Here is a 17,641-nt window from a genome sequence, read left to right as displayed (position 1 = left end):
GTATCAGTATGTATTTTTCCCGGGATCAAGCTTGCAGCCCCCTCCATCGCGGCTTGAGAGAGAGCATCTAGAGACAGATGCTCAGGAAAATAATTTAATCTAAAAGGTTGGCGACGGCGAAAGCACCGAGCATACTTATAAATTTCATTTATCTGTTTGTTTTTATTGTTGTTTTCTGTTTTTTCTGACTTTTCCATTTTATAGTCTCTTCGTTGAATTAGTCTTTTAAGTACCGGTTTTTTGCTACGAAGAAGATGGTATTAGATTCTTTTAGTGTGTAAAATTGGCAAATTAGAAATACTTTTTTAGACACTGGAGCTTATTAATGCCAAAGGTGACACAGGTTCAAAATGCTGTAATAGATATAATGGATTTTATACATTTCAAGAATGTCTATACTTCACTATTTTTAAGTAATGAACAAACTAAAGCTTGTTTAGTTATTTTTTCGTTAGTGGAAGAGGTCACAAATAGGATCTGTTCATCACTTATCGAGCGTGATATTTTAAATCACTATCTTCTATGTGGTATCGAGGTTGCCTTAAGTAATGATGAAATTGATACGTTTAAGGTTTTTGGCAATGTCGATAATATGTCTTATGAAGAATTGGAGAAGTTAATAAACAAAAGGACTGAAATATCCATTTCTACTCTCTCTAATTTAGCTGAGAAAAATGGAGTTAATAAAGCGGTTTTTCTTAATTCTTTAGAATATTTACTAGCTAAAGAGGAAATAGCAAATACTTCACCAGCGATAAGATTTAGACTTGCATCTAAAACGGTCAGTATTATTCATCCGCTAGATTCAATTTTATTTTTTAATTATTTAAATGATTTGGGTATTCTTTACGCTGCAAAATACAACGCCAAAACTTCTCGAGAAGAAAGTAAATGTGCTTTTATAAGAGTTGGACTTTTGATGGAGTTTGAGATTTTGAGATCTAATGTGAAATATATTGCTGGACCTGGGGGTTCTGATGAGTTAATAATAAAGGCTCCTCCTAAAGGAACCTCATCGATTGTATGTCGTGATATGGCTGATAATTATAAATATCTTATCGATGTACTATTCTCTAATACTACTGATTTATTTTGGTTCCAAGCATTACATATGGACCACCGAAAGTCAGCAAACTATCTATTAATAAACGTTAACCGCCTTTTTAGGCATAAAAGATTATTTAAGGGAACGTTTGCCAGGTGGCCAGGAACTTTGGGAATTTTTCTTATGAGTCTAATAAAAAAAGAAAATGTTAACCAACCTATTTATTGTGAAAGTGATAATAAAGGAAGTGTAAGTGAAAAGGCGTGTCGTGAATTAGAGAGGCTTGATATTACTCTGTCAGAAAGAACGTTATATCTTCGATATAGAAAAATTTTGAAAAATGAGTACTTAAAGGTGAGGTTTTACTGTGAACAGTGTGCAAAGTTAAATTATTATTTGTCTTGGGATTATGAGGATTTATATTATAATGATGCTGTTCTGTTGGATATATAAACAAATGAAATGATGCTAATTTATATGTTTATGTTGCAGTGTAATATTTAAATTACTCAGGATACATGCGAGGAAAACGTTGATTTTTTAAGAGCTAGCATAAGTAATGCTGTTATACCCAATAAACTTGAAGTTGCATGCTTAAGCAACAATGCAGCCCAAGCCTTATGGGCATGCCACGACACGGGCAGCATGCAATTTAAAGTATTATCGATATGAATGTAATATACCGGCTAACATAATGGATAAAAAACAATCATCCTGATGATTAAATATCATCAACTGTATAAGTTATATTTTAATATTAATCATTATATTCTGATTGTCGTAAAACATCCTCTGCAGCTGGACCAAGATACCATCTGATTGTAGAAAAAAAAGGAGATAGCTTACCGTTATTATCCGGGCAAAGGTAAGCTTCAGATAACTCATTCAAAACTGCAGGAAGATTTTCTTCTGGAAATGAAAGTAATTCATCTCTTATTTTTTGGATTGTGGCGCTTCTAAATCTTTCAATTTTCTTTGTGTTAAGTTTTAAGTATTCAATAGTTTTATTTGCTTTTTCCTTAATTTCTTGTGGGCAACTATCAGATACAGAAATAGTTCCCTCCTCATTAAACTCAAAAAGCGATGGAAATGCTGGTATATCTACAGTGGGGTCGAGGATAATTGCTGTCCAATCATTATTCATTTTGGGTACATCACAATGAGTATGTGGGTTGCTATACCTTTCCTCGCTCTCTACTACATGTGGTACGTTCCCTCCAGTACAACATCCAAATAAGTTTGGCCAGTGCAAAGCATAATTTATACCATCACCTCTTGATTCGCCTGCCTTTGGATTTTCCGGAAAGAAATGTTCTACCCTGAAATCATCAAATCCAATTCCTCCAGAATCCTTAAGATCTATTTCACAATAAACGCATAAACCAAATTGCTCTTTTTTTAGAGCATCTCGAACTGACTGATTTGCCTCTGCTCCAGCATTTTGTCTGAAGCCATTCTTCCAATCACTGTTAGGATTTTCCCTTTTATATATAGATAATAAATTCGGCTCATCCCCTTTTTTTATTTTTTTCATTATTTTTTCCCTCTTCTAAACTCACGAAGCCTAATATCCATTTGCAGTTTTTTCATTACTGGATCGTGTTTACCCGCCCATTTATCGAGCTCCTTCTTTAAATCTTCAGCCTCATCCGTATCCCACTTATCGAGTTCTATTAAATCTTTGTACCGGTTAAGCATTTTTACTTGCTCAATATTTTCCGGGCGAGAGTTTACAAGAAATATATCTTCAAGAATCATATCGGACTCGGAACCGAGAGAGAATTCAGGTTCGACAATATTTAGTATTCCATTTTCATCATTACGAATAACTTTAATGCAATGGCTCGGTGCGGTTGATAATACCTGAGGGCTATGAGTTGTTATAATAAATTGAATGTTAGGAAAAGTATCCTGTAGTTGTCCAATGATTTCCTGTTGCCATTTCGGGTGTAAGTGTAAATCAATTTCATCGATAATTACAACACCATGACCTTTTAAAGCATCAATCCCTTTTCCTGGATTTAGAAGAATAAGCCTACGGCTAATATCACTGACTAAGGAAAATAAAGCTTTTTCACCCTGAGAAAGGTCAGTTGCAGAAATAGTTATACCTTTTTTGTCAAGTAAGATTGATACGTTATCTTTATCAACTTTCATTCTTATATTGTCGATGCTCATAAATTTATATATTGCTTTTTTAACAACACTAACGATATTGCCATCGACATTATTTAGATTTAACTGGAATTCTGCAATTTTCATGCGAAGTTCATCTAATTCATTTTTAAGTTTTAATCCAATAGAGGATTCTTCTTTAGTCTCATCTGCTAAAAAGTTGTAGATTTCATATGTTGTATTATATTTAACTTCAAGAGAAGATAGTTTGTTTTTGATATCATCAACTTCATCATTGTTTTGAGAGCCACAAAACAACATCCACTTAATTAAATTCTTGAAATTCCTAGATTCTTCAAATGAAAAGCTGTACCCATCTAAGTTATTAAATGCAGTAATTTCACCATTTTTTTGTTCATCATCTGTTTTTATTTCTAAAGCTCTACTAACTGAATAGTGGCAAAAGAGAGGGAGACAGGATTCACCTTTATATTTACTGTTGAGTGAATAATACATTTCGGCTAAATTTTTAAACTCACTCAATGAGCTTCTGTTCTTATTTGTACTGTTTTTATTTTTATACAAGATGAGTGTGAATGTTGATTTCTCATCAAGAGTTAATGTTGCTGTAATTGCACAATCTTTTGCATCTTGAGAATTATTTATTTCAGCAGGATGGATTCCTTTACCATTTGCTCTATTTTTAATACCATTAACCAGCCAAGTAGATGCTTTTACTATAGATTCAATTATTGTCGTTTTCCCGCTGCCATTCACGCCTACAAAAATATTCAAGTATGGGTCAAGGGTGATTTTTTTTACCGTTTTTCTAATACCTTTATAATTTACTAACTCTAAGCTAGAAAAAAAAGGTCGTTTTGTTTGAAGGTTTTCATTTATATGATCGTAATATTCTTGGGCTTTAGCTTTATCTGTATTTAGAGAATAACGCCCTGACTCCATCCATCCTGCAACTTCAAACATATCCCCCAGATGTCCTTTTTCTGCACCTTCAATTTTTTCAGTTACAGTTCTGGTTGCCTTTTTATTTTTACCTTCCATTATTTCCTCCATTGACCAGAGATTATTTTATCTACCAAGTTAACTGAGTATTTTTTCATCATTCTTTCGATAAATAATGGCTCTATATGTTTCGAAAAGGATAAGAGCCCCTGTAGTTTAGCCAGTTCAATATCGTCAGATTTTCCTAGGGAGTATTTATGGATCATTGACGATATTATCCTTTTTTTCTCTCGACCTAAAGATAGAGTGTCATTATTAGTAATGGTAACTCCTGCAATATGCCTGTTATGTGCTTTAGATGAAAAACTGGTTTTAACTTCATTAATCGTTAATTTTTTACCAAACTCAGTACTTAAAACATATTGGATTAGGCTTGGGATTTTAAAAAGTATATTTTTATTCTTAGTAGAAAAAAATAAATCATCGGCATATCTCGTATATGTGATCTTCAGAGGCGCACAGATTGAACTAATCGTTTCATCGAATGAAAACATAATGAAATTTGATATTAATGGCGATGAAGGTGCACCTATGCTGAGAATAAGGGTTCCTGTATTTGTCTTCTTGGGACTCCAAAACGCAGAACGACGGATTAATGCTTTGTCTGCTGCGCTTAGTTGGATTTTATGTTTCTCAATCCGCTCCTCAAATAGATTAACATCAATACTATTAAAGAAGTCAGCGAGATCCATTCTTAAAAAATATGGATTTGTCACATGTTGAAGCGCATTATCTTTAATACTAATATTTTTTCTATATGCATACGCAGCATCATGTACAGGTAATTTATCATTTAAGAATTCAACTAATCCTCTTTGGATCACCTTGAGAGCTCTTGACGGATGAGCAATTGTACGTTTGCCCCCATTTTTTTTGGGGATTGTATAAACTCTGTACATCTTGGGGCCACTTACCATCACCTTTGCAAGTGAGACAGTGAGCCATTTTTCCACATCCAATTTCGTCACTTTTTTAGACGAGGAGGTAGAGAGCAAACTGAACGCCTGTTCCGCAACTAAGGGGCTGGTGAGTAAATGATGTTTTAGAGTTGTCATTTTATCGACTCTAGAGTTAGAGCCCTTCAGATGAAGGGCTGTGTTGCGCTCTTTACTAGAGGAAGCGAAAGTCTCGCGACCTAAGTGAGTTAACGAACTTGGGTCGCGAGACTTTCGCAACCACAATGTCGTTCAATAAGTTGGTGTCTGGCGAAGCGCCCGACAAGGCTTTAATACTGAGCCACAAGCTAAAGAGCAATCAAAGCATATCAGACAAGCTAACTGTCCAGCAACACAGCAGCGATTTCAGCAACTGCTATTGATGGGGCTCGAACAAGAATGCACTGCGAGCTTAACAGGAGAGTGTAGTGCAAAAATAATAAATGTTAAAAAAACATATAGTTACCTTGTTTTGGAATATTTTTTGGAATAATTTGTTGTAAAAAATGTGGCTGAGTTTTATGCTTATCCATGACATTTCACAGCAAAAATTCCAGAGATTCTATATGTCTTTAATCAACAAAGAAGAAGCACATTCAGTCTGTCAACCCTACTACCACACCCTAACTTCAGTTTTCGACAATGTTTGGAAAAATTGGCTTCAAAACGATGTCGCACGACGGTTGATTGATAAGCGTGTTCGTTCAGCTGTTCTCCGCAATGACGCATTGTTTTTCCTTAAAGACAGTATTGAAACTTCTAATCTTAAAGGGATCAAATATGTAAAAATGCCATATCAGGTAGGCTTTCTGATTCAGGATCGATATTTTGTAAGGATTAAGAAAGGTGATAAGAGCCTTCGTTCTTCCAATTACCCTACTCAAAGAGCCTTGGATTTTCATAATCCTGAAATGGACATGTTTGGAGGATTAGTTCGTTTAGAGCTACTCTACATACTTAGTGACGATGGTGTAGGAATTGATAAAATTGTTCTCACGCAGCGCAATGGTAAGTTTGTTGCGTGGGCAATTGATTTAACAGATGAAAATCTGTACGAAATGCCTATATCTAAGCTTGAATTGAACATACCCCAACCACAGCCTGTTAAGACGGTTTCCCCAGCAAAAAGTGTTGTGAAACCAAGACGGGCTAGAAAGACAGAACCGAAGGTAGAAAATGGTCGTGGAGATTAAGTCAGCAGCCACAATACGCCCAGAGATGATTGAGTTGCGTCGGAAAATGTTGGGTATGAGCCAGAAGGATTTGGCTCAGATTATCGCCATTTCTCAAGGAACCTTGTCTAAGATTGAGCAAGGCCTTAAGCCGGCCACTGATGAGCAAATTGATAGCATCGCAAAAGCGCTCAACTGCCCCATTGAGTTTTTCATGATGTCTGAAAGGCTTTATGGCGGACCCATAAGTGCAAATCCCATGTATCGTAAAAAAGCGTCAGTCGGTATGAAAGTACTGGACAAGCTTGTTGCGGAAGTAAATGTACGCATAGCCCATCTCAGAAAACTTTTGCAGTTCGTTGATTTTGAACCTGAATATGAACTCCCGTACTATGATCCTGACGATTATGAAGACAATATTGAGCAAATTGCGCGTAACGTTCGTACAGCATGGCACATCCCACGCGGACCAATAAAAAATCTAGTCGAAGTGTTAGAAAGGGCAGGAGTCATTATCATCGACTGTGATATGGAAGATACGAGTCTTTCCGGCCTTAGTTATAACCTAGCTGGCCTGCCGCCACTGATTTTTATAAACAAAAACCAGCCAATGGACCGCTACCGATTTACCTTAGCTCATGAGCTGGGACATTTAGTCATGCATCGTGCTCCTACTCCTGAAATGGAAGAGGAGGCAAACACTTTTGCTGCAGAATTACTTATGCCCGCTTCCGATATTTATAATGATTTAAGAAATGTAAGTATTGAAAAGGCTGCCGCACTTAAACCATTCTGGCGAACCTCAATGGCTGCGTTGTTTTACAGAGCTAAAACATTAAAAGCTATTACGGCAGGCCAAAGTGATTGGATCTGGAGGCAGATGTCCATCAAACGTTACAAGGTTGATGAGCCTGTAAAACTCGATATAAATGGGGAAAAACCCACTTTACTGAATGCAATTATTGATCATGCGAAAGAAGAACTGGGTTATGATCAGAATGAACTTGCATCTATATTCAACCTATTTTTACCCGAAGTTAACCAGTTGTACTCACTGAGTACACAAAATCAGCATTTACGTTTAGTAAATTAAAAAGGTAATGGCTGAACATTTATAGTTTAGCCATTTTACTTAATACTATGTTTTCATTGGTTAAAATGATGTTCTAAGCAAGTGGGTAATATAGTCTGCATACCACTGCATCATCTCTTTCCTTCCATCCAGATACTGCGCATGGTTGTAAGCTCCACGAATCGCATTCTTGTCCACATGAGCAAGTTGAGTTTCAATCCACGCAGAGTCAAAACCTTCTTCGTGTAGTATGGTACTCATTGTGTGCCGAAAACCATGCCCCGTCACCCTTCCTTTGTATCCTAATAACTCGATCACCTGATTAATGCTTTCCTTTGAGATCGGCTTAGTGCGATCATTGCGTCCAATGAATACAAGTGGATATAGCCCAGTAATAGGTTTTAGTGATTCAAAGAGTGCTACTACCTGATCCGACATAGGTACGATATGCGGTCGTTTCATCTTCATTACTTCAGCTGGTATCTCCCAGAGTCGCTTTTCAAAGTTGATATCTTCCCAACGGGCGAAACGCAACTCCTGAGTTCGTACACCTGTAAGCATGATGATTTGGGTTGCCGTCTTGGTAATAATGCTACCAGTGTACCCAGCTAGATCTTTGAGGAAGTGCGGTAGTTCTTCAGCGGTCAGAAAGGGAAAATGTGTTTTCTTAGGTGTAGCGAGGGCAGTAGCGAGATCGGGGGCAGGATTGTATTCAGCACGTCCGGTCACAATCGCATGACGGAATACTTCACCACAGCGTTGCCTGACTTTGCGCATCTTTTCTAGTGCTCCACGTTTTTCCATTCGGCGCAGAGTTTCAAGTAACTCCATCGGTTTTATCTCTGCAATGGGACGCTTGCCAATGTAGGGAAAAACATCTTTCTCGAACGTATCAATGATTTCTTCACGATAGCGCAACGACCAACGGTCAGCTCTCACCTGATGCCATTCTCTCGCAATTGCTTCAAAAGTGTTTTCAAAGCCTAGCTTCTGAGCGATTTTCTCCGCTTTCTTTACTTCACCAGGATCGTTACCCGCCGCCAGTACCTTTTTGGCAGCTTCACGTTTATCACGCGCTTCAGCTAAGGAGACTTCTGGATATACACCAAAGGCCAGGCGTTTTTCTTTACCAGCGTAACGGTACTTCAAACGCCAGTAACGTGAGCCGCTGGTCGCTACCTCAAGGTAGAGACCACCGCCATCAGATAACTTGTAAGGCTTTTCTTTCGGTTTAGCAGTATCAACTTGACGGGCTGTTAACTTCATTGGGGGCACCTCAAAATGGGGGCATCTTTTATGCCCCCCATAATGCCCCCAGAATGTACTTGATTCTGGTAGACATGAGTTGACCTCAGGAGAACATAACTGATTGCAATAGCAGGTAGTATAAGGGATTTATTGACTGTGGGGGAATTCAGGGGAGGCTAATTGGCGGAAGATCACAGGAGTCGAACCTGCCCGGGACCGCTGGCGGCCCCAACTGGATTTGAAGTCCAGCCGCCTCACCGGAGACGACGATCTTCCTGGCCTTCATTGCTACATGGAGGCGCGCGCATTATAGGCGGCTTTCATCATCTAACCAATACCTGGCCGGTGCTTTTTTTCAGACTTTGACTGTCATCGGTTTTGTTGGTTATCTGACCAACAGGCTAAGCCGCTATCGCACGATTAACCCTTCTCCCGCCACCCTGGGTTACCGGGATCGCATAAACCAGTAAGCGTAGCCGGATAGCCCGAAAATACAGTACGTACAACCCATTGGCTGCTCGACTAAAACAGCATAATCCCACCGGGTTTTAGTTGTGCGGATGAGGTTCACGCTGTGAATTGCTCGCGAGCGCTATTGTCTCCGGGCCCCGGATAAATATCATTAAAATCTGGCGCCTGGCGATGCGCGCCATGGTGCCGGACTTCCCGGTCATTTTGTGACTGGCGCTACCTGCGGGTGGCGCCTGCTGCTGGCAGGTGTTTTACACGCTGCCGCTATGCACTCTGCTGAACCGGGCCTGGTGGATTCACCTCCTGACAGGCAACACGCCAGGCGATATCGCGCAGCGCGTTTCTGGCTGCCAGACTAATGCCACCGAGCTGGAAGAAGCCGTGGATGGTGCCGGCATAGCGCTGGCAGGTACAACTGACCCCCTGTTCCGTTAGCCGTCCGTAAAGGGCTTCCCCTTCATCAACCAGCGGATCGTACTGCGCAGTAATGATATGCACTGGCGGCAGACCCGCGAAATCATCGCGCCACAGCGGGCTGGCCTCAGGATGCTGGCGCGGCGTATCCGCCAGATAAGCCTCGTAGCCGCTGATCAGCGCATCACTGGTGATCACATAGTCCCGCCCGTAGCAGGTATAGCTTTCCGAAGTCGCAGCGGCGTCGAGCATTGGGTAGATGAGCACCAGTTGGGCCGGTAGCCACTGCCCGGCGGATTTCAGGCGCAGCGCGGTGACCAGCGCCAGGTGTCCGCCAGCGCTGTCGCCGGCCAGAGTGATGCGTCTGACATCCACGCCCAGTGGACCGGCGTGCTGGTGGATCAACCCGGCGGCGCGGTGGGCGTCGTCATGAGCCGCCGGCCAGGTGTGCTCCGGCGCCAGGCGGTATTGTACGGCGATGACCCGGCAGCCGCTGTAGCAGGCCAACTGGCGCAATGGGTTATCGTGGGTGGCGAACCCACCGCTGACAAAGCAGCCGCCGTGGTAGTAAATCACCGTTGGTAGTCGACCGGCGCCGCAGCCGGTGGGGGAGAACACCCGTAGCGCCACTCCTTCCAGTTCAATATCCTGTATCTCCACCCGCGTTTCTGTCTCCCCGGCGAGAGCGGTACTGGCGAGATACCCCGCCCGCCGCTGCTCAAAGGTCTGCTGACGCGCTGATGGCCGCCCGGCGGCGATAAAGTCGTTAACCAGCGCGGCAATTCCCGATTCCAGTGCCATTTTCCTGCTCCTTATCTGGATATTTATCCAGTGTTATAGCCTGGATTTTTGGTTGATGAAACTGCTAATTGCCGCGCAAAGCGCATTATGGAAGATGTCTCGCAGGAATTAACTTGCGTCTGAACGAGGGGTTATCAATAGCTTTATTGACGGTTATTCTTGAACCGCCGACGAGGTCAAATATTGTTCTTTTATGATATGGCGGGATGATAAATGGGAACGGTAGTGAGGTTTATATGACGGGACGCATTTTGCCTGGCCTTGCTGATGAGGCGATTAAGCGGCTGGATAGCCTGAAACCGCGCCGTCATTTTCCCCGGGTACTGCTGTTGCGCGAGGCCGGACCGGCAGTCGGACGGTACGGTTGAGGAGACGCCGGGGCTGTGGGGAGATAAGGTCGAAGATGGGCTGGCGTGGGAAAGGACGCTGCGCGAGGCGTGGTAAGCGATGTACAAACTGGCCGTTTTTGATACTAACATTTTGATTGATCTGTGTTGCGGCCGCGAACAGGCTGTTGCAGTGAAGCAGTGAAGCAGTGAAGCAGTGAAGCAGTGAAGCAGTGAAGCAGTGAAGCAGTGAAGCAGNGCAGTGAAGCAGTGAAGCAGTGAAGCAGTGAAGCAGTGAAGCAGTGAAGCAGTGAAGCAGTGAAGCAGTGAAGCAGTGAAGCAGTCAGCTGATCAACTTGCTATCAGCCAGAGCACCGGGATTGAAGTGATGGTCGGCGCCGCGAAATATCACCAGCAGGATCGCCCCCGGGCCATACTGGACACATTCCGGGTGCTGTCGGTGTCGCCACAGATTGCGGCGCAGAGCGTGGCGAATGTCAGGTATAGGGTATGCGCTTACCGGAGGCGATTACCCTGGCAGCGGCACAGGTCTATAACCGCCTGTTGATCACCCGGAATACGCAAGATATTTTCGGTATTCCGGGTGTGGTGATGCCCTACACTCTGGCGTGAGCCGCCGGGCGGCGCAGTTATTCCCCTTCGCCGGGGAACAGGAATGGGTTGATGGAGCTGCGCGCGAAGCCTTCCTGCTCCATACGGGCGTCCAGCACCAGCGAGGCGAGATCGTCGGCCACCGCTTCTACCTTCGGGTCTTTCTCCTGATAGAGAATCTTCAGGTAGGTGCCGCAGTCGCCGCAGCTTTCCGCTTTCACGGCGGACTGCTCGCTGTCCAGCGACCAGTAGTTGAGATCGCGGGTCTGTTCGCAGTTGCTGCATTTTACACGCACCACGTGCCACTCGGTTTCGCACAGGTTGCAGTGCAGGTAGCGCAGGCCGTTAGTGGTGCCGATATGCACCATACTGGAGACCGGCATACTGCCGCACACCGGGCAGAACTGGCGCTGCTCGCCGTATTCGGCGCGGGCCTTGCCGGGGATCAGGTTGGCCATCTGCGCCCAGTAGAGGGACAGCGCGGCCCAGATAAACGGCGCTTTGTCGCTGCTCACGGCGCTGAAGTCGCTGTTAAACAAAGCGGAAGCCATCTCTTCCAGTTCCAGCGAAGAGGCTTTCTCCAGGTTTTCAATCACCGCCAGCGCCGTGCCGCTCATTTCCGGCTTCAGCTCGGCGATCAATGAATGCAGCAGGCGCTGCCAGTGGGCATCGCGCGGCAGCAGGTGAATATCCAGCGGCGGCTTGCCCTGTTCGGCAGCTTCTTTGATACGCGCCGTCAGGTCCATCTCCAGCGGATGGTCGTAAAGCACGACTTCCTGGGCGTGGGCGATCAGCGCCGCAAAGCGCAGGTAATCGCCCAGCGGATTGCTTTCCGCCAGCTCGCGCAGGCGCTCTGCCCGGCGGTTATAAAGGTGTTTCAGTCTGGGGAATAATAGCGGTGGAATGACTTCGGCTGCCCGCTTGTCGTTATTCTCCATCTGGTCCTGCGGAATAATACGAATACTCATTGCAGTTTATTGTTCCTGTTACGGCGAATTCGTGCGTTCGCCTGGTGCTTGCCCATATTGCCGATGTACTTAAAGCTCGGGATATTACTCTATGATAGCGGCAATTGTTGTATAAGAGCTAAACGAAATTACCCGCTAACTATTCATGGGTATTAATTGTCGCCCCGGCTCTCCTCCGCCCCTGGATGGGCGAGTACCTGGTAGCGATAGCCCATACCGTGTACGGTACGGATAAGCTGCGGGTCGCTGACATGGTGTTCTATGACTTTGCGCAGCCGGGAAATGTGCTGATCCAGGGTGCGGCTATTGGGGGCGTAGTCGTATCCCCAGGCTGCGTCGAACAGCATATCGCGGGTGACCACTTTATTTCTGTGCTGGTACAGGCAGTTCAGAATACGCACTTCGCGCAGCGACAGTTCCAGCCGCTGTTCTCCGCGCAGCGCGCACAGCTCATTGGGGTAAACGATAAGGTCGCCAAACGGAAAATGGCTGTCCGGCTGTTCCGCGCTGCGCCGCAGGCAGCGTCGGGCGATAGTCTTGATGCGCGCCCGCAGCTCGTGAATACCAAACGGCTTGCTGATATAGTCATCGGCCCCCAGCTCCAGCCCCACCACGCGGTCAATCTCAGCATCCTTTGCGGACAGAAAGACGATTGGGATCTGCTCGTCGTGGCGGCGAATTTCCCGGCACACCGAATAACCGTCCAGCTCCGGCATCATAATATCCAGCAGAATGAAGTCCGGTTTCTCTTTCTGGTAACGCGCCAGCGCCACAGCGCCGTTTTCAGCGGCGATCAACGTGTAGCCCTCGCGCTCCAGCGCATCCACCAGGCCCTGGCGGATATGGGTGTCGTCTTCAGCGACCAGTATTTTCATTATCTTCTCCCTCGCAAGAGGTCCGTACGGCAGGCAGGCGCAGCGTAAAGCGGCAGCCCGGGTTTGCCGCTTCGACGGTAATGTCGCCCTGCAGGCGCTGCGCCAGTTGCCAGGCGATAGTCAAACCGATGCCGGTGCCGGAAACGCCCTCGTTAATGGCTGACTGCACCCGGTAGAACGGGCGGAAAATCATTTTGCGCTCTTTCTCGCCGATCCCCGGGCCGTAATCCCGTACCTGAATCTCCACCCCCTGCGGCGTCGCCGCGGCGCGAATGTCGATACGCTGCCCCCGGGCGGCATATTTTTCGGCATTGCTCAAAAAGTTACTGACAATCTGGGTAATGCTGTCCCGGTCGCTGACTACACACAGCGCCGCCTCGCAGTGCAGATGGATGACGATGCCTTTCGCCTGGCATGACGGGGTAAAGATATGCGCTATCTCGCTCACCAGCGCGCCGATATCCACCTGCTGAAGGCGCAGGGTGGGCATGCGGGTAAAGGTCAGGATATTCTGAATCAGCCGCGACAGGCGCTGCCCTTCAAGGGTGATGATATCCATATAGCGCTGCTCCTGCTGTTGCTCGTCGTCCAGCCCTTCGCGAACCAGCTCGGCGTACATGGTGATGTTGGTCAGCGGGGTTTTCAGTTCGTGAGAAACCTGGCTGACAAAATCAACCTGTTGACGCGCCAGGCGCGTGGAGCGGGTGTATTGCCGGTACAGGCTGAAAATCAGCAGCCCCGCGGCGGCCAGCAGCAGCAGGATCATGGCGCTGCCGACCAGGTAAATCTTCCATGGCGCGGCGGCATGGCCGTAAACCTGGATCTGCCAGGCGGTCAGGGGCCAGGAAAGAGTTTGCGAGTAAATCAGCGCTTGCCCGCCCTGCGCCGCGGCGGCGCTCTGATACAACGGGCGACCGTTTTCTGTCACTGCCAGCGCCTCCGGACCCGCTTCGACGCCGTTGGCGACATCCATCATCAGATGGACGTAAGAGAGGCGAAAGCCGATGATACTGGCGCCGTTCTGACGCCAGTAGATCAGCAGCGGGTTGCTGGTTTCGTTGGTAATAAACCAGCCGGACTGGGGCATCGCCTGCTCGGAATGCATATTGTGGCTCAGCAGCAGGCTGGGATCGTGAACCAGCGGCATCAGAGTTCTCGCCCACTCTTGTTCTTTGAGGGTCAGCGGCTGGCTTTCGTCGGGGTAGAGCAGGCGGTTTTTGCGCAGGATAAAGGCCGCCTCAATATCACTGTCTTTCTCCTCCAGCTCTTTAACGGCTTCCGGCGCTTCACTGGTCAGAAAATCGCTGATGGCGTCCAGCCGGGTGGCTTTTTGCTGCAGGATGCCGGTGATGAAGGTATTGACCCGCGAAGCCTGGGCGCTGGCCAGACTGCGCGCCTGGTAGTCGCGCAGCAGGACTTCATGTTCCAGGGTCCGGAAGCCCAGGTAAGCCAGCACCGCCAGAAATGCGGCGATAATGACAGCGTAAAAGATCTTACGTTTGGGCATCCGGGGTCTCCTGTGTATCGCTACTGCTTCTGGGTTTTGATGTTGTAGTTCTGCTCTTTGAGCGACTTACGCATCACGTCTTTGTTTTCGGTCTGCATCTTCTCCGCCTGTATGCGGTTCATCTCGGCGCTTTTCTGCACTCTTTCGATGGCAGCCGGCGCGCTGAGCGGAATGGATTCCAGCGCGACGGCGCTCTGGCCGAGCACGCTTTTCGCCTCTTCCATTTTGCCTTCATCCATCAGGCGGATGGCGCGTTCGCTCTCAATGGCCGCTTTCTGAATCGCCGACTCGGCGACCACTTCTTCAACCATCGCTTCTTTAGCCTGTTCCGCGGAGCGGGTGTAGCGCACCGCGACTTGTTCCTGGCGGGTCTCTTTTTTCTGGGTGGCGAGGTTGTTGTAGCTGACCTGAATATCGGCCAGCGGTTTGCTCTGGCTGTCCTGTCCTTTCGCCGGCACGACCTCCAGCAGAACATATTTCTCCTGGTTGGCGTACAATTGGTTGAGTTTCACCGTCACGGCGTCGCCGCGAATCTCGCCTTCCCGGCCCAGCAGGCGCACCGGCTTAACCTGGTCGGCCATTTTTATTTCCACGATCACGTCCTGGGCGACCACTGACATCACATCGTCAAATTCGCGTACAAAGGCTTTTTCCAGATCGGAGGAGTTCGCCACAAAGGTGTGGTTGCCGTCGCTGTACTGGGCGATGGTGGTCATCAGGTCTTCGTTGTAGCCCTGGCCGAGGCCGATAGTGGTGATCGCGACCCCTTTCCGGGCGGCGATTCTCGCCAGCTCCGCCAGTTCGCTGTTGGAGGTCGGGCCGACGTTGGCCTGGCCGTCGGAAAGCAGAATAATGCGGTTAACCTGCTCTTTCTCCAGGTTTTTACTCACCTGGTCCAGCCCTTTGCTGACCCCGGCGAACAGCGCTGTCATGCCGCGCGGCGCCAGCGCCTGGCGGATTTGCTCTGTTAACCGGGCTTTGTTGGTTACCCGGGTGGCCGGGACAATGACTTCAACGACCGAGTCATAAGCCACCACCGACAGGGTGTCCTGGCTGTCGAGGGTGTTGACCGCCATTACGGCGGCTTCGGTGGCTTTCTCGATGCGATCGCCGCGCATTGAGGTGGAGCGGTCAATCACCAGCGCCAGGTTAATCGGGCTGCGTTTTTTGACGTCCAGCGGGTAGCCGGTCAGGGAGATTTTCAGGTAGTTCTTTTCCTGGCTGTTTTCCAGAATTAGCGGCGAAGCCACTTCGGACTTCACGGTAATTTGCGGGGCTGCGGGAGCGGCCTGCAGGCCAGAGGTGACAGATATCAGGCCGACGGCCAACAGACTGCACATTTTTTTAAGATTCATAGCGCTTCTCCATGTCTAACGAACGGCTTCCATTTTCGCCGTGTCGCGGCGGCGCCTGGTCTGTTATCTGTATAAAGTTGTCAAAAATTTGTCAAAAATGAAGCGCATAAAAAAGCACCAGGAGCATAACGCCCCTGGTGCCTGGCGGTCTGGCGTGACAGGAACGGTTATTCCGTTGATTTACCCTGTTTTTCACGCAGTTCCCGGTACCAGCGCGGATGGTGTTTCTTCGCCCAGGCTTTGGTCACCCAGCCTTCGACCATCGCGGTGATAGTGCCTTTTACCCACAGGGCGGCGTAAATATGCACCATGATAACCACAATCAGGCCGACAGCGGCAAAGGAGTGCAGCATTAACGCGACGCGGATCACCGGAATCGAGAACGACGGCGCGAAATACGGACGCCAGATAATCACGCCGCTCACCAACAGCAATACCAGCAGGATAATCGACAACCAGAACACACACTTCTGGCCGAAGTTATAGCGCCCGGTATCCCCCACCTCTTCATTGACCACAATCTTGCGAATGTTCTTCGCCCAGAAGATATCCTCACGGTTGATGAGGTTATGGTGCCAGTAGCGGAAAAACATGATGATGAAAGCAGCGAACATTATCGTCCCGACAAACGGGTGCAGAATGCGCGCCAGCTGCGGCGTACCGAAAATGTGCAGCAACCAGTTAAAGGAGGGGAACAGGAATCCCAACCCGCTCACCGCCGCCAGCACAAAGCAGAAAGCGGTTATCCAGTGGTTGATGCGTTCCGGCGCCGTGTAGCGCACGATGGTGTCACGACGTTTCATTTGCGCACCTCGTCTTTCTCTTCATGGAGATTGTCTTCCTCTTCTTCGGCGCGGTTCGGGCCAACGCCGACGTAGTGGAAGATACTGGCGGCGAAGGTGGCCGCGAACCCGACGGCGGCGAGCGGTTTCCAGATACCTTTCCAGAATTTCACCGTTTCGCTGATGGCCGGGTTTTCCGGCAGGCCGTGGTACAGATTCGGTTTGTCGGCATGGTGCAGCACGTACATTACGTGAGTACCGCCGACGCCCTGCGGATCGTACAGCCCGGCGTTGTCGTAACCGCGGGTTTTCAGCTCCGCCACGCGCTCGCCGGCGAGGGTTTTCATCGACTCTTTACTGCCGAAGTGAATCGCCCCGGTCGGGCAGGTTTTCACACAAGCCGGCTCCTGGCCCACGGTGACGCGGTCCACGCACAGAGTGCATTTGTAGACCCGGTTGTCCTCAGGGTTGAGGCGCGGCACGTTGAACGGACAGCCGGCGATGCAGTAACCGCAGCCGATACACTGTTCAGACTGGAAATCGACGATGCCGTTGGCGTACTGAATGATCGCCCCTTCCGCCGGGCAGGCCTTCAGGCAGCCCGGGTCGGCGCAGTGCATACAGCCGTCTTTGCGGATCAGCCACTCCAGCTTGTCGTTCTGCTCCACTTCCGAAAAGCGCATCACCGTCCACGATTTGGCGGTCAGATCCGCCGGGTTGTCGTACACCCCGACGTTACTGCCCACTTCATCGCGCAAGTCGTTCCATTCGGAACAGGCCACCTGACAGGCTTTACAGCCAATACAGGTGGTGACGTCGATAAGCTTTGCCACTTCTTCCTGATGATCCCGCGCCCGGGGCGCGGGGGTGAAGCCGTTGGTGGCGGAACGACGGATAATATCCTGAGATTGATAAGCCAT

General features: G+C 47.8%; 16 protein-coding genes and 1 tRNA gene. 5 read left to right on the top strand and 12 right to left on the bottom strand.

From position 1 onward, the window contains the following. The first annotated feature begins 325 nt into the window (after nt 1-325). Nucleotides 326-1,498, top strand: coding sequence for a hypothetical protein (locus tag AQ981_RS04680; protein WP_015703833.1), 1,173 nt, complete (start codon nt 326-328; stop codon nt 1,496-1,498). Nucleotides 1,499-1,802: 304 nt separating this feature from the next. On the opposite strand, the gene ptuB is transcribed toward AQ981_RS04680, so the two are convergent. The 3 genes from ptuB to AQ981_RS04670 are packed head-to-tail and all read right to left on the bottom strand — an operon-like array spanning nt 1,803 to nt 5,238. Further along, nucleotides 1,803-2,579 (bottom strand): retron Ec78 anti-phage system effector HNH endonuclease PtuB, encoded by a 777-nt coding sequence (ptuB, locus tag AQ981_RS25705; protein WP_071608800.1) that lies wholly within the window; start codon nt 2,577-2,579, stop codon nt 1,803-1,805. Next, entirely contained in the window at nt 2,579-4,222 is a 1,644-nt protein-coding gene (ptuA, locus tag AQ981_RS04675; protein ID WP_015703830.1) for a retron Ec78 anti-phage system effector ATPase PtuA, read from the bottom strand. Before ptuA ends, ptuB begins: the two co-directional genes overlap by 1 nt. Then, nucleotides 4,222-5,238 (bottom strand): retron St85 family RNA-directed DNA polymerase, encoded by a 1,017-nt coding sequence (locus tag AQ981_RS04670; RefSeq protein WP_015703829.1) that lies wholly within the window; start codon nt 5,236-5,238, stop codon nt 4,222-4,224. The genes ptuA and AQ981_RS04670 overlap by 1 nt, the downstream gene beginning before the upstream one ends. Nucleotides 5,239-5,684: 446 nt before the next feature. Here AQ981_RS04670 and AQ981_RS04665 point away from each other — a divergent pair, with 446 nt between their 5' ends. Together AQ981_RS04665 and AQ981_RS04660 are read left to right on the top strand one after the other, a co-directional pair. Then, entirely contained in the window at nt 5,685-6,311 is a 627-nt protein-coding gene (locus AQ981_RS04665; protein ID WP_161969154.1) for a hypothetical protein, read from the top strand. Further along, nucleotides 6,295-7,383 carry a helix-turn-helix domain-containing protein gene (locus AQ981_RS04660; protein WP_015703827.1) on the top strand — a complete coding sequence of 363 codons (1,089 nt, stop codon included), beginning with the start codon at nt 6,295-6,297 and terminating at the stop codon, nt 7,381-7,383. Before AQ981_RS04665 ends, AQ981_RS04660 begins: the two co-directional genes overlap by 17 nt. Before the next feature lie 60 nt (nt 7,384-7,443). Here AQ981_RS04660 and AQ981_RS04655 read toward each other — a convergent pair whose 3' ends face one another. From AQ981_RS04655 to AQ981_RS04645, 3 genes are all read right to left on the bottom strand, one after another. Then, nucleotides 7,444-8,628, bottom strand: a complete 1,185-nt coding sequence (locus AQ981_RS04655) for a tyrosine-type recombinase/integrase (RefSeq protein ID WP_015703826.1) — start codon at nt 8,626-8,628, stop codon at nt 7,444-7,446. A 163-nt stretch (nt 8,629-8,791) separates the two neighbouring features. Further along, nucleotides 8,792-8,886: transfer RNA gene (locus AQ981_RS04650), tRNA-Sec, on the bottom strand. Between the two features lie 459 nt (nt 8,887-9,345). Further along, nucleotides 9,346-10,296, bottom strand: coding sequence for an alpha/beta hydrolase (locus AQ981_RS04645; RefSeq protein WP_058910594.1), 951 nt, complete (start codon nt 10,294-10,296; stop codon nt 9,346-9,348). Nucleotides 10,297-10,532: 236 nt separating this feature from the next. On the opposite strand from AQ981_RS04645, the gene AQ981_RS28395 reads away from it, so the two are divergent. Next, complete coding sequence (locus tag AQ981_RS28395; RefSeq protein WP_275935291.1) at nt 10,533-10,664, top strand: hypothetical protein; 132 nt, start codon at nt 10,533-10,535, stop codon at nt 10,662-10,664. Between the two features lie 468 nt (nt 10,665-11,132). After that, the gene (locus AQ981_RS28390) at nt 11,133-11,255 is read left to right on the top strand and encodes a PIN domain-containing protein (RefSeq protein ID WP_161969153.1); all 123 of its coding nucleotides are present in this window, start codon (nt 11,133-11,135) and stop codon (nt 11,253-11,255) included. A gap of 17 nt (nt 11,256-11,272) precedes the next feature. On the opposite strand, the gene fdhE is transcribed toward AQ981_RS28390, so the two are convergent. From fdhE to fdxH, 6 genes are all read right to left on the bottom strand, one after another. Further along, complete coding sequence (gene fdhE, locus AQ981_RS04640) at nt 11,273-12,202, bottom strand: formate dehydrogenase accessory protein FdhE (RefSeq protein ID WP_058910593.1); 930 nt, start codon at nt 12,200-12,202, stop codon at nt 11,273-11,275. Nucleotides 12,203-12,354: 152 nt separating this feature from the next. Continuing rightward, nucleotides 12,355-13,077, bottom strand: coding sequence for a response regulator transcription factor (locus AQ981_RS04635; protein ID WP_058910592.1), 723 nt, complete (start codon nt 13,075-13,077; stop codon nt 12,355-12,357). Continuing rightward, entirely contained in the window at nt 13,058-14,584 is a 1,527-nt protein-coding gene (locus tag AQ981_RS27995; protein ID WP_058910591.1) for a sensor histidine kinase, read from the bottom strand. Before AQ981_RS27995 ends, AQ981_RS04635 begins: the two co-directional genes overlap by 20 nt. Nucleotides 14,585-14,604: 20 nt before the next feature. Next, a complete protein-coding gene (locus tag AQ981_RS04625) occupies nt 14,605-15,939 on the bottom strand; it encodes a vWA domain-containing protein (protein ID WP_058910590.1) in 1,335 nt (444 codons plus the stop codon). 167 nt (nt 15,940-16,106) lie between these two features. Further along, on the bottom strand, nt 16,107-16,742 hold the full coding sequence (fdoI, locus tag AQ981_RS04620; RefSeq protein ID WP_058910589.1) for a formate dehydrogenase cytochrome b556 subunit: 636 nt from the start codon (nt 16,740-16,742) through the stop codon (nt 16,107-16,109). After that, nucleotides 16,739-17,641, bottom strand: a complete 903-nt coding sequence (gene fdxH / locus AQ981_RS04615) for a formate dehydrogenase subunit beta (RefSeq protein WP_058910588.1) — start codon at nt 17,639-17,641, stop codon at nt 16,739-16,741. Before fdxH ends, fdoI begins: the two co-directional genes overlap by 4 nt.

Origin of the sequence: Entomohabitans teleogrylli (assembly GCF_001484765.1) — a bacterium.
Classification (GTDB): domain Bacteria; phylum Pseudomonadota; class Gammaproteobacteria; order Enterobacterales; family Enterobacteriaceae; genus Entomohabitans; species Entomohabitans teleogrylli.
Note: the sequence above shows the minus strand (reverse complement) of the source record. Positions and strands in the feature narration are given on the sequence as shown.

Coding starts and splice junctions, on each gene's coding strand:
- AQ981_RS04680 (WP_015703833.1), top strand. CDS start 326: ATGCCAAAGGTGACACAGGTTCAAAATGCTGTAATAGATATAATGGAT.
- ptuB (WP_071608800.1), bottom strand. CDS start 2,579: ATGAAAAAAATAAAAAAAGGGGATGAGCCGAATTTATTATCTATATAT.
- ptuA (WP_015703830.1), bottom strand. CDS start 4,222: ATGGAAGGTAAAAATAAAAAGGCAACCAGAACTGTAACTGAAAAAATT.
- AQ981_RS04670 (WP_015703829.1), bottom strand. CDS start 5,238: ATGACAACTCTAAAACATCATTTACTCACCAGCCCCTTAGTTGCGGAA.
- AQ981_RS04665 (WP_161969154.1), top strand. CDS start 5,685: ATGTCTTTAATCAACAAAGAAGAAGCACATTCAGTCTGTCAACCCTAC.
- AQ981_RS04660 (WP_015703827.1), top strand. CDS start 6,295: ATGGTCGTGGAGATTAAGTCAGCAGCCACAATACGCCCAGAGATGATT.
- AQ981_RS04655 (WP_015703826.1), bottom strand. CDS start 8,628: ATGAAGTTAACAGCCCGTCAAGTTGATACTGCTAAACCGAAAGAAAAG.
- AQ981_RS04645 (WP_058910594.1), bottom strand. CDS start 10,296: ATGGCACTGGAATCGGGAATTGCCGCGCTGGTTAACGACTTTATCGCC.
- AQ981_RS28395 (WP_275935291.1), top strand. CDS start 10,533: ATGACGGGACGCATTTTGCCTGGCCTTGCTGATGAGGCGATTAAGCGG.
- AQ981_RS28390 (WP_161969153.1), top strand. CDS start 11,133: ATGCGCTTACCGGAGGCGATTACCCTGGCAGCGGCACAGGTCTATAAC.
- fdhE (WP_058910593.1), bottom strand. CDS start 12,202: ATGAGTATTCGTATTATTCCGCAGGACCAGATGGAGAATAACGACAAG.
- AQ981_RS04635 (WP_058910592.1), bottom strand. CDS start 13,077: ATGAAAATACTGGTCGCTGAAGACGACACCCATATCCGCCAGGGCCTG.
- AQ981_RS27995 (WP_058910591.1), bottom strand. CDS start 14,584: ATGCCCAAACGTAAGATCTTTTACGCTGTCATTATCGCCGCATTTCTG.
- AQ981_RS04625 (WP_058910590.1), bottom strand. CDS start 15,939: ATGAATCTTAAAAAAATGTGCAGTCTGTTGGCCGTCGGCCTGATATCT.
- fdoI (WP_058910589.1), bottom strand. CDS start 16,742: ATGAAACGTCGTGACACCATCGTGCGCTACACGGCGCCGGAACGCATC.
- fdxH (WP_058910588.1), bottom strand. CDS start 17,641: ATGGCTTATCAATCTCAGGATATTATCCGTCGTTCCGCCACCAACGGC.